The following is an 11,141-nucleotide window of genomic DNA, read 5'->3' on the forward strand; positions in this document are numbered from 1 at the left end:
GGAGCTGCGATTATCCTTCGCCTTCCGCTTTGCGGAAAGGGGCAAAGGAAATCCGGTGCAGCCGCTTTACCGGGCCGTGGGCCTTGATGGCCGTGCGATGGCGGGCCGTTGCGTAACCCATGTGGATCTCGAACCCGTAATGGGCATGTATCCGCCCGCAATCGGCCATCATGCGGTCGCGCATCACCTTGGCGACAATGGAGGCTGCGGCAATGGATTGCGAGCGCTGGTCGCCCTTGACCAGTGCGCGTCCGAGGCAGGGCAGGCCGGGCGGTACGTCACGGCCATCGGCGAGCGCAAGCTTCGGCTGAACGGAAAGAGCGCAGATGGCGCGGCGCATGGCTTCAAGGCTGGCCTTGCGGATGTCGCCGGCATCGATGCTTTCAGCGCAGACAGAAGAGATGCCGACAGCGCGGGCCGCACTCAGCACCGTTTCGAACAGAGCCTCGCGCTGGGCATGGCTGAGGCGCTTGGAATCGTCCAGCCCCGGCGGAATATTGTCTGGGTCCAGCACGACCGCCGCCGCCACAACAGGACCCGCGAGGGGACCCCGCCCCGCCTCATCCATGCCTGCCACAGGCCACAGTCCTTCGGCTCTTGCCGATGTCTCGAACGAGAAATCGGGGCGTTGGACAATATCGAAGAGAAGTGGAGAATCGGGGCGTAAGCGAACCATGATGCGGCGAAGTTCGCACTGGCCCCGATTCTCCGCAAGCCCCTGCCGCCGAGGGGAGCGGCGGGCAGGGGAAGCCGGAGGCGGGGGGAACGCCTTCCGGCCGAAGACAAGCCGGGACGACGGCTTGTCAGGACGAACATTCAAGAGCAGTCCTGCTTTCCACAGAAACCCTCTCAGCCCTTGTCTCACTCAACTCCAAACACAAACCGCTGCCGATCCAGCCGACCCGATTTTGCGCGAATGGCTACAGGCAACACAGACGCTGGTGCCGTTCTCCCGCGTGCGCGCCGGCGCCGTTCCAATCGGCTCCCGAAGCCTCGGGAGACCAGATCCGGATCCCGCCGCTTCAATGTCTTTGTGGCAGGGCAGACATCAGGCCGGCATTCTCTTCCAATTCCGGCCTGCCCCCGGTTTCAGAGCAGCATCAGCTGTTCGCTGTGCTTGCCGGCTACGAACTGGTCGGTTCGCAGGCTGAGGCGCTGTGTATTGAGGCCAAGTTTTTTTGCTGCAATCTCGAAGCGCCGGCCGATCTGCCATGCGTAGGGGCCGGCACCTTTCATGCGCTTGCCCCATTCCGCGTCATAGTCCTTGCCGTCGCGCATGGAGCGGATCAGGGACATGACGTGCCGGTAGCGGTCCGGATAGTTGCGCAGCAGCCAGTCCTTGAAGATGGGCGCCACTTCCAGTGGCAGACGCAGCACCACATAGCCGGCCTCGCGTGCCCCGGCGGCGCGCGCCGAGTCGAGGATGCGCTCCAGCTCCTGATCGTTGAGCCCCGGGATGATCGGCGCCACCAGAACCGATGTCGGGATGCCCGCATCCGCAAGCTGCCGAATGGTTTCCAGCCGCTTCGTCGGCGTCGCCGCGCGCGGTTCCATCGTGCGGGCCAGCCTGCGGTCCATGGTTGTGACCGACAGGGCCACCTTGGCAAGGCCCCGCTCCGCCATGCGTGCCAATATGTCGATGTCACGGGTGACCAGCGCCGACTTGGTGACGATGCCGACCGGATGGCCGCGCGCTTCCAGGACTTCCAGTATCTCGCGCATGATCCGGTACTGCTTCTCGATTGGCTGGTACGGATCGGTGTTGGTGCCGATGGCGATGGTGCGCGGCGTATAGCCTTCCTTCGACAGTTCCTTGTCCAGAAGGCGCGCCGCATCCGGCTTGGCAAACAGCCTGGCCTCGAAATCCAATCCCGGTGACAGGCCCATATAGGCATGGGTGGGGCGTGCGAAGCAGTAGACGCAGCCATGCTCGCAACCACGATAGGGGTTCACCGAACGGTCGAAGGAAATGTCGGGGGAGCTGTTGCGGGTGATGATGGTGCGCGGCCGCTCCACCTGAACTTCCGTCTTGAACGGCGGCAGTTCCTCAAGGCTTTCCCAGCCATCGTCGAACACATGGCGGCTGACCGTCTCATAGCGACCGGAGGGATTGATGCCGGCGGCGCGCCCGCGGGCCCTGTCAGGCCTCAGGCGCAGGCCGCTCTGCTCTATCATCGCATTGGCCATTTCGCTGCGTCCCGTTCCGAAAGCTGCAACATCCGCCTGCACGATTGGTTCCATCCTGGCCTTCTCCCAAGAGGTGGGCTGAGACTGGCGAATCTCTGTTCTCATGAAATTATTCCTATCCAAAAATGAGAACAAAGCAAGAACTTTGTTATGTGAACTGGGCTGGGCCGACTTGCAACTGGCGCTGTTCCAGCCTGTGGGCTATCAGGCACGTATGCTCAGCGTCATCATCGAGACATGCAACGACGAGGAAGCTCTGGCACGGACGCTCGCTTCGCTGGTGTCGGGCGCGGTGGAGGGGCTGGTGCGTGATGTCGTGGTCTGCGATCTGGGCTCCGGCGACGCAACACGTCAGGTCGCGGAACATGCAGGTTGCGTGTGGACGACAGGCGGCATCGCCGATGCCGTCAAGACGGCGAAAGGCGACTGGCTGCTGCTGCTGGAACCGGGCGCGCGCCTGCTCGGCGACTGGACGGAAGCCGTGGCGGTTCACGCAGCCCGATCCGGCGCGGCAGCGCGTTTTTCGAGAGACCGGTCGAGCCGGGCACCCTTCCTCGCGCGCATGCTTTCACGGCCGGGGCCTCTGGCGCAGGGGCTGCTTTTGCCACGCAGGCAGGCCGTGGTGCTCGCGCGGCACGCAGACAGTGCCGCAGCACTCGCAAGAGGACTGGCGATGAAAACCCTGAGGGCTGCGATCCTGCCGGCAGACCGCAAGGAGAAGAAGAGCAGCGACCACTACAGCAGCAGGACGGTTGCGCGCTGAGCTGTCAGGCTATGAGGCGCGGCTCCGTCGTTGCTACACGAAGGGCTGCCCGACCTTGTGCTTCGCCGGCACCAGCCGCTTCAGATAGGCATAGCCTTCTTCGGAAAGCCGGTTTTCCTGCCGGTGCAGGAAGCTGTCCGGCATGTGCCGCGTCTTGCCGGCAACATCGGCGAGCGGAACTTTGGCGAGGACCGTGCTGCCGTCATGCTGGAGTGCAACCGAGCCGCTGCCTTCGCCCGCAACCTGCACCGCGAAAGCGCCGGCTTCGAAGGCTTCACGAGCATCTGTCTGGCTTATGGAGCCGACATTGCCGCGCAGCAGGAAGCCGAAGGCATCCACCCGCGCGCGCTTGCCGGGAAGATGTTCGGCAAGCGCGTGTTCCAGCGCTGCGGTCAGATCGCTGCCCGAAAGCTTGACATTGCCGTGCTGGTCGCGTTCCAGCCGCTCCGGCGGTACGAGGCTTTCGACAAGCGCTCTGCCATCGGCCGTGGACACGCCTTCCGACACCGCGACCACGCAGCGCCCGTGGCGGTCGTAGGTCGAGCGGACATCATCGATGAAACGTGGAATGTCGAAGGCGCGTTCCGGCACATAGATGAGGTGCGGGCCGCTCGTCTCGTCCTGCTGCCATGCGGCGGACGCGGCGGTGAGGAAGCCGGCATGACGGCCCATGACGATGCCGACATAGATGCCGGGCAGGGCCCGGAAATCGAGATCGACCGACAGGAACGCTCCGGCGACGAACTCGGCCGCCGAGATGAAGCCCGGCGTATGGTCGTTCTCCACCAGATCGTTGTCGATGGTCTTGGGCGCATGCACCATGGCGATGGAACCGCCGGCAGCATCGCTGAGAATCTGCTGGGTGCCGGCGGTGTCGTTGCCGCCGATATAGATGAAGGCTTCCGCGTCGACCTTCTTCAGGCCCGACAGGATCAGGTCGCAATAGGCGGCATCTGGCTTGTCGCGGGTGGAACCCAGCGCCGAACCGGGAGTGCCGGCGATGAGGCGCAGCCGTTCCTCGGGAAGGTCGGTGAGATCGACATAGTTGCCGTCGCGTATGCCGCGCACACCATGCAGGGAACCGAGCACGCGCGCGCCGGGGTGGCGCTTGCGAACCTCAAGAACCGCGCCGGCCAGCGTCTGGTTGATGACCGCGGTGGGGCCGCCGCCTTGCGCGATGACGAAAGTTCCGGCCATGCTGACCTCCCGAATGTTCGAAATATATACGACTGCGCGTCTTGTATCGACGCGCAGTCGTATATTCAAACCGATTCGGGAAGTGGGTCAGATAACGACCACCGGATTGCGTTTCGAGGCCCGATTGTAGAGGTCGATGATATCCTGATTGATCAGCCGCACGCAGCCTGACGACACGGACTGGCCGATGCTCCACCATTCTGGAGAACCATGGATGCGGTAGAGCGTGTCCTGCCCGTTCTGGAAGATGTAAAGGGCGCGCGCGCCGAGCGGATTGTCGAGACCGCCGGGCTGGCCGTTCTGCCATTTCACCAGTTCGGGCCTACGCTGGATCATCTCGCGCGGCGGTGTCCAGGTGGGCCATTCGCGGCCATATTGTATGTTGGCGCGGCCCGACCACGAAAAGCCGGCCTTGCCGACGCCCACGCCATAGCGGATCGCCTCGCCGCCCGGCTGCACGAGATAGAGCAGGCATTCCTTGGTATGAACGACGATCGTTCCGGGCGCCTCTCCGGTCGGGTCGACCACGATCTGGCGGCGGAACTGCGGCTTGATTTTCTGATAGGGCACTTCCGGAACGGAAAAGCCGCCGTCCGTCACCGCCGCATACATGACATCCGGGCTGGTGATCTGCCGATCGACGCTGATCGAGGGGCGCATGGGCTTGATCGAGCCGGTGGAACCGTAATCGAGGTTCAGCGCATCAAAGCCCGATGAGGCTGTGCTGCAGCCGCTGGCGGCCATCAGCGCGGTTGCGCCCATGCCCTGCAGCAGCAGGCGGCGGGGAAGAACCGGCGCACCCGGCTCGCCTGCGGCCGGCGATGACTGGTTCCGCGGCAACTCTGACATGTGTTTGATCCTGCGATACCGGCCGGGCCCCCAAGGTCCGGCACTCGCAGGTATTTTCAGCAGTCATGGTTTACAAACCGTGAAGCTTTCCCGGAACGGTTGCATTTCCGTTTGCCTGTCAGGCGGCCTGCGACTCCCAACTCGGGAAGGGATCGGGCAGGTCGCGCCAGCGGCCGGGCATGAAATCCCGCTCGGGCACGAGGCAGGCGTCGAGCTCGGCCCGGATCGCGGCCTCGTCCATCGGGTCGCAGCCGATGAACACGATCTCCTGCCTGCGGTCGCCCCACATGTCATCGAGATAGGGCCGCATGGCCGCGTGCCATTCGGGATGATCGGGCCAGCGCTGTTTCGGCACCGAGGCCCACCACAGGCCGCGCTTGCCCGTGCGCACCAGCGCGCCGGCATGGCTGAGTTCGCCGACATAGTGCGGGCGCGTCGCCAGCCAGAAGAAGCCCTTGGCGCGCACCACGCCCGGCCACGAGCGGTTGACGAACGCCTTGAGCTTCACCGGGACGAACGGCCGGCGCTCGCGATAGACGAAGGAGCGGATGCCGTATTCTTCCGTTTCCGGCACATGGTCGGCGAAGCCGTTGAGCTCCTTGAACCAGAGCGGATGGGTCTCGGCCTTGTCGAAATCGAAGCGGCCGGTGTCGAGTACCTTGTCGAGCGCCACATTGCCGAAATCGGTTTCGATCAGCTCGGCATCGGGGTTCAGGGAGCGCACGATCCTGCGGGCCATGTCCAGATTGCGCGCCGGTGTGTCGGACACCTTATTGAGGATGATGACATCGGCGAACTCGATCTGCTCGACCAGAAGATCGACGATGGCGCGGTCGTCCGCGTCGCCGGCGATCTCGCCGCGATCTCGCAGGAAATCCTGCGAGCCGTAGTCGGTGAGAAGGTTGGCGGCATCGACCACCGTGACCATGGTGTCCAGCCGGGCAACGTCGGAGAGGCTGTCGCCATTCTCGTCGCGAAAATCGAAGGTGGCGGCGACGGGCAGCGGCTCGGCGATGCCGGTTCCCTCGATCAGCAGATAATCGAAGCGGCCTTCCTGCGAGAGGCGGCGCACTTCCTTCAGCAGATCGTCGCGCAGGGTGCAGCAGATGCAGCCATTGGTCATTTCCACGAGCTGCTCGTCGGTGCGTGACAGGTTCGCACCTCCGTCACGCACAAGTGCTGCGTCGATATTGACCTCGCTCATGTCGTTGACGATGACCGCCACGCGGCGACCCTCGCGGTTGTTGAGAATGTGGTTGAGAAGCGTGGTCTTGCCGGCTCCGAGAAAGCCGGAAAGCACCGTCACCGGCAGGCGGCGGTTACGCCCCGCTGTGTTTGGCCCGGTTGTTTCTGGCATGGCTATGTCTGGCATGGCTGGCCTCCTGATCCTGAAGATTGTCGAAACGGAGCGTCCGGCCGCAGCGGCCGGACGCGAAAGACACGATGTCCGTGCTGGAAATCAGTGCTCCAGCATCTCGTGAACGATGCCTTTTGCATCCAGCGACGAGGGGTAGTAGGTCGGCCAGTTCGTCACTTCCTCCAAAAGGGCAGCGCGGTCGTTGCCCCAGTAAAGGTGGTAGTGATCGGAGGCATCCGGCGCGATCTTGTGATCGCTGAACTGCATGAATTCCGGCGCAGCCGCATCGCCTTCCACCTTTTTGAAGATGAAGCGTACGCCGCGGTTGCCGGCCTTGTAGGTCAGGATTTCATGACCATCGCTGGCATAGCGGGCCTTCAGCGGCTTGCCGTCCTCGAAGAACGTCACGGTGTCGCCGTTGATGGTGATGCGCTCGACATTGGTACGGTAGCCGATGTCGTAATAGGCCTTGTATTCCTCCGTGCTCTTGTCGCCTTCTTCGGCCTTGTGCGCCATCACAGGGTCGAGCGTGCCATCTTTCAGGTAGGGATAGACCGACTGCCAGTCCCCCGCCCAGTCCGTCAGGGCGCGGTCCTTGACCTGATCATCCTTGAAGTAGCCCTTGTAGATCTGATCGTCGCCATGGTGGTGCCCATGGTCATCGCCGTGGTCATGCCCATGTTCATGAGCGTGATCATGGCCATCCTCGCCCTCGTGATCATGCGACTTGCCCGTGCCACCCACGGCAACGATGTTGAAGGGCCTGCCCTCGACGGTGATCTCGCCGGCCTTTTCAAAGGAACCTGCATCGACGATGTGGATCTTGCTGTTCAGCGGATCGGTGACGAACACCTTGTCGGAGGCGACGGTCACGCGCGGACGAGGATCGCTCCAGTGCCCATCCATGGAATAGGGCTCGGTGAGCTTGAGCGAATGGGCGATCTCGCCCTTCAGAACGTCCACCTGATGAAGCTGGCCGTCCTCGGTGATGACGTAGACGAATTTCGACCGGATCGGGTCGACGGCGAAATGAACGCGGCGCGTGGGAAGCTGCACCAGACGGAAGGCGTCCTGTTCCGAGGGGTCGACCAGCACGATGCGGTCCGGGCCGTAGTTGCCGACGAAATATTGCAGCCCCTTGCCGCCGATCAGTGTCGAGGAACTGCCCTCGGGCAGCTTGTCGGAATAGGGCAGGTGGCGGATTTCAGGCACGTCGCCGTCCTGCGAGATCAAGAGCAGGCCGGTGTCGCAGGCCAGTGCATAAAGACTGCCCGATCCGGCCGAACCATGCAGCCCGGGGCAGGCCACGTCCTCGCCGACCGGTTTGCCGTCGAGGTCGACGAGCCGCGCGCCGATCGGGCGTTTGGAGGCATCCTCGGGGTTGGGGATGGTCACGACAGCATGCTTGTCGAATGGCACCGCCACGCCGTGATGCGGGGCGACGACGCCGATCTCGCGCAGCTGCGGCTTGCCTTCGAGGGCTGCCTTCTCGGTGAAGAAGCGGGCCTTGTCCTCGCCGTCGAACCATTGCGCGACATTGCCCTGGCGCTCCACGAAGTGGGCCGGCCTGGAGCCTTCCAGCGTGGTGTCGAGCAGTTCGGGATCGTCCACGTCGATGTCGCCATGGTCGCCATGGTCATGGAAGGCGATGCCGGTGGAGATGGCCGATACGGTGCCGGCCGCGCCCTGCACGGCAAACACGGTCTGGCCGCTTTCGGTGCGGTAGAGCGATGCCGGTCCCTTGATCCGGAAGGTGCTGAGCTTGTCACCGTCGAGGGCGTCGATGACATTGACCACGGGTTGGTCATGGTCGGAGACGAACAGCCGCCACGCCGTCACATCGTCCTCGTCGGCCAGCACGGGGCCGGTCCAAAGGCAGGCTCCCAGCGCCAGCGCCGAGGCCGCGCAGAAGAATTTTCTCATATCACTCTCCTTGATGTTATTACATTACACATTTACGGAAATCGAACGCAATCCGGGTGTGTTCGCGCTCGCTGCGAAGTTCGGGCAGGGACGGCCGGCGTCTCAGGCAAGCGCCGGCCGGCCTAGAGGGCGCGGGCGGTTTCGGGGTCAGTGGCCGGCCGCATCCCTGATGGTGGCGAGGTTCTGGCGCATCATGTCCGCATAGGTCGCGGCCGGGCCGTCCTCTTTGGACAGCGCGTCGGAATAAAGCGTGCCGCCGAGTTTCAGCCCGGCTTCGGACGCGATCTGCTCTACGAGCCGCGAATTGGAAATATTCTCCGCGAAGACGGCCACCGCACGCTTGCCGGCGATTTCACGCACCACGCCCGCGACATCGGCCGCCGAGGCTTCCGCGTCGGTGGAGACGCCCTGCGGCGCGAGGAAGGTGACGCCATAGGCATGCTCGAAGTAGCGGAAGGCATTGTGGGCAACGACGAAGACACGGCGATCCTGCGGGATCGCGGCGACCGTTTTGCGGATATCCTTGTCGAGCGCGTCGAGCTTGCCGTCATAGGCCTGAGCGTTCGCCTCGTAGGTGGCGCAGCCCTCGGTGTCCGCCTTGCAGAAGGCGTCCGCGATGTTCTTCACGTAGACTTTCGCGTTGGCGATCGATTGCCAGGCATGCGGGTCGAGCGGGGCTTCATGGAACACTGCCTTGCCGCCGACATAGTGATAGTGCCCGCCCGCAGGGTCGTTGAGGATTTCGGCGTCCTTGGTGGCTTCCACCACCGCGGCGGAAGTGCCGCTCGCCTCGATCAGGCGCTGGAGGAAGCCCTCGAACAGGAGGCCGTTCACCAGCACCACGTCTGCCTTTGCGACGGCGATGGCATCGGCGGGTTTCGGCTCGTAGACATGGGCGTCGCTGTCGGGGCCGACGATGGTGCGCAGTTCGATGCGGTCGCCGCCGACTTGCCGCGCAAAGTCGGCGAGGATCGAGAAGCTGGCGATCACATTGAGCTTTTCAGCTGCGGAGACGGGTAGGGTCGAGCTTAATGTTATAACAATCAGGGCTGAGGCGAGCTTACGGAAGAGGGTCATTCTCGAAGTTTCCAGTTCCTGTTTTCAGGCGATCCGGTGGGCGGGGCGCGGCCGGCGGGTCGCCAGCAGGCCGCGCGGGCCGAACAGCACCGACACGAAATAGAGGCAGCCGGTGGAAAGGATGATTGCGGGGCCGGAAGGCAGCGCCGCATGGTAGGAGAGCAGCAGGCCGCTCACCGACGAGACGAGGCCGAAGGCCACGGCCAGCATCGCCATGGTCTCGACGCGCTGGGTCCAGAAGCGGGCGGCAGCAGCCGGCAGCACCATCAGGCCGACCGACAACAGCGTGCCGAGCGCCTGGAAGCCGGCCACCAGATTGAGCACGACCAGCCCGAGGAAGATGAAATGCACCGGCGAGCCGAGCTTCGACACCGAGCGCAGGAACAGCGGGTCGAGGCATTCCGCCACCAGCGCGCGCCAGAACAGGCCAAGCGATGCGAGCGTGACGACCGCGACGATGCCGATCAGCGAAAGCGCGTCATTGTTGAGGGCGAGCACGGTGCCGAACAGCACATGCATCAGGTCGACGCTGGAGCCGCGCAGCGACACCATGGTGACGCCAAGCGCCAGAGAAATCAGGTAGAAGGCGGCCATCGAAGCATCCTCCTTCTGGACGGTCAGACGCGAGACCGCTCCCGCGCCCAGCGCGACGATGGCACCGGCCAGCAGCCCGCCAATGGTCATCGGCACGATCTGCAAGCCGTAGAGCAGGAAGCCGGCGGCTGCGCCCGGCAGGATGGCATGGGCCATGGCATCACCGGTCAGGCTCATGCGCCGCAGCATCAGGAACACGCCGATGGGGCAGGCGCTGAGCGACAGCAGCACCGCGCCCAGCAGCCCGCGCTGCATGAAGGCGAATTCGGTGAACGGTGCGATCAGGAATTCGTGGAGCGCTTCCATCACGCGGCCCCCTTGCGGGCCACGGGCGCTGAATCTTCGTGGTTGTGGTGATGGTGGCCGTCACCGTGGGCATGATGGTCATGCCCGTGCCCATGCCCATGATCGTGCTCGTCATGGGAGGCGCACCAGGGCGCCGTCTCGTCCCATGCTTCATGGAACTGGCGGGCCCGCAGCAGATTTTCGGCCGCCAGCGCGGATTTCGCCTCGCCCCACGCAATCGGCGCGCGCGCCAGAAGCAGCGCCTCCGGGAAATGGGTGCGCACCAGATCAAGGTCATGCACGACGACCATGACGGTCCGGTTCTCGCCATGCCAGCGTTTGATGAGCGCGATCAGGTCGGTCATGGTGCGGGCATCGATGGCGTTGAACGGCTCGTCGAGCAGGATGAGCTCCGCATCCTGCACCAGCACACGTGCAAACAGGGCACGCTGAAGCTGTCCGCCCGAAAGCGTGTCGATCGGGCGCTGCTCGAATCCTTCGAGCCCCACAGCCATCAGCGCCTCGGAGACAGCAGCGCGGTCCTGCGCCGTATGGCGGCCGAGCAGGCCGCGCTTCGGCCACAGGCCGAGCGAGACGAGGTCGACCACCCGCGCGGGAAACGTGCGGTCGAGTTCGGACTGCTGCGGCAGGTAGGCGACCCGCGTGCCGGGCGTGACGGTAACGGAGCCGACCATCGGCTTCAGCATGCCAACCACACCCTTCATCAGCGTGGATTTGCCGGAGCCGTTGGCGCCGACCACGGCCGTCAGCGAGCCTTTGCGCACCACACCGGAGAGGTGATGAACGGCCGGATGGCTGTTGTAGCCCAGCGTCAGGTCGCTGAATGTTATGCAGGGAGCAGCCATAAGGCGAATGTGCGTCCGTTTCGATATCGATTGATGTGATGTT

9 protein-coding genes and 2 pseudogenes are annotated in these 11,141 nt (G+C 64.1%); 1 reads left to right on the plus strand and 10 read right to left on the minus strand.

The features are described 5' to 3' along the window. Positions 1–10: 10 nt before the first annotated feature. Both HNR59_RS06845 and HNR59_RS06850 read right to left on the minus strand, forming a co-directional pair. A complete protein-coding gene (locus HNR59_RS06845) occupies positions 11–676 on the minus strand; it encodes a ribonuclease HII (RefSeq protein WP_183827735.1) in 666 nt (221 codons plus the stop codon). A 413-nt stretch (positions 677–1,089) separates the two neighbouring features. Beyond that, the gene (locus tag HNR59_RS06850; protein ID WP_183827737.1) at positions 1,090–2,241 is read right to left on the minus strand and encodes a PA0069 family radical SAM protein; all 1,152 of its coding nucleotides are present in this window, start codon (positions 2,239–2,241) and stop codon (positions 1,090–1,092) included. A 118-nt stretch (positions 2,242–2,359) separates the two neighbouring features. Between HNR59_RS06850 and HNR59_RS06855 the strand changes: the two genes are divergently transcribed. Continuing rightward, positions 2,360–2,950, plus strand: coding sequence for a glycosyltransferase (locus HNR59_RS06855; protein WP_425488627.1), 591 nt, complete (start codon positions 2,360–2,362; stop codon positions 2,948–2,950). A 33-nt stretch (positions 2,951–2,983) separates the two neighbouring features. Here HNR59_RS06855 and HNR59_RS06860 read toward each other — a convergent pair whose 3' ends face one another. The 8 genes and pseudogenes from HNR59_RS06860 to aztA all read right to left on the minus strand — a co-directional run bounded on the left by HNR59_RS06860 (position 2,984) and on the right by aztA (position 11,098). After that, entirely contained in the window at positions 2,984–4,147 is a 1,164-nt protein-coding gene (locus tag HNR59_RS06860; RefSeq protein WP_183827740.1) for a diphosphate--fructose-6-phosphate 1-phosphotransferase, read from the minus strand. Between the two features lie 87 nt (positions 4,148–4,234). Next, positions 4,235–4,996, minus strand: coding sequence for a L,D-transpeptidase (locus HNR59_RS06865; RefSeq protein ID WP_183827743.1), 762 nt, complete (start codon positions 4,994–4,996; stop codon positions 4,235–4,237). Positions 4,997–5,114: 118 nt separating this feature from the next. Beyond that, complete coding sequence (gene zigA / locus HNR59_RS06870; RefSeq protein ID WP_246374520.1) at positions 5,115–6,368, minus strand: zinc metallochaperone GTPase ZigA; 1,254 nt, start codon at positions 6,366–6,368, stop codon at positions 5,115–5,117. 87 nt (positions 6,369–6,455) lie between these two features. After that, positions 6,456–7,046, minus strand: a pseudogene (locus HNR59_RS20965) (metal-binding protein ZinT); the annotation flags it as partial. A gap of 54 nt (positions 7,047–7,100) precedes the next feature. After that, positions 7,101–8,276, minus strand: a pseudogene (aztD, locus tag HNR59_RS20970) (zinc metallochaperone AztD); the annotation flags it as partial. A gap of 147 nt (positions 8,277–8,423) precedes the next feature. Then, complete coding sequence (gene aztC / locus HNR59_RS06880; protein WP_183827749.1) at positions 8,424–9,353, minus strand: zinc ABC transporter substrate-binding protein AztC; 930 nt, start codon at positions 9,351–9,353, stop codon at positions 8,424–8,426. Between the two features lie 24 nt (positions 9,354–9,377). Continuing rightward, positions 9,378–10,253: a zinc ABC transporter permease AztB gene (gene aztB / locus HNR59_RS06885; protein WP_183827751.1), complete on the minus strand. Its 876-nt coding sequence runs from the start codon at positions 10,251–10,253 to the stop codon at positions 9,378–9,380. Continuing rightward, entirely contained in the window at positions 10,253–11,098 is an 846-nt protein-coding gene (gene aztA / locus HNR59_RS06890; protein ID WP_183827754.1) for a zinc ABC transporter ATP-binding protein AztA, read from the minus strand. The genes aztB and aztA overlap by 1 nt, the downstream gene beginning before the upstream one ends. Positions 11,099–11,141: the final 43 nt, after the last annotated feature.

This window comes from Aquamicrobium lusatiense, from assembly GCF_014201615.1.
In the GTDB taxonomy this organism is placed as follows: Bacteria; Pseudomonadota; Alphaproteobacteria; order Rhizobiales; family Rhizobiaceae; genus Mesorhizobium; species Mesorhizobium lusatiense.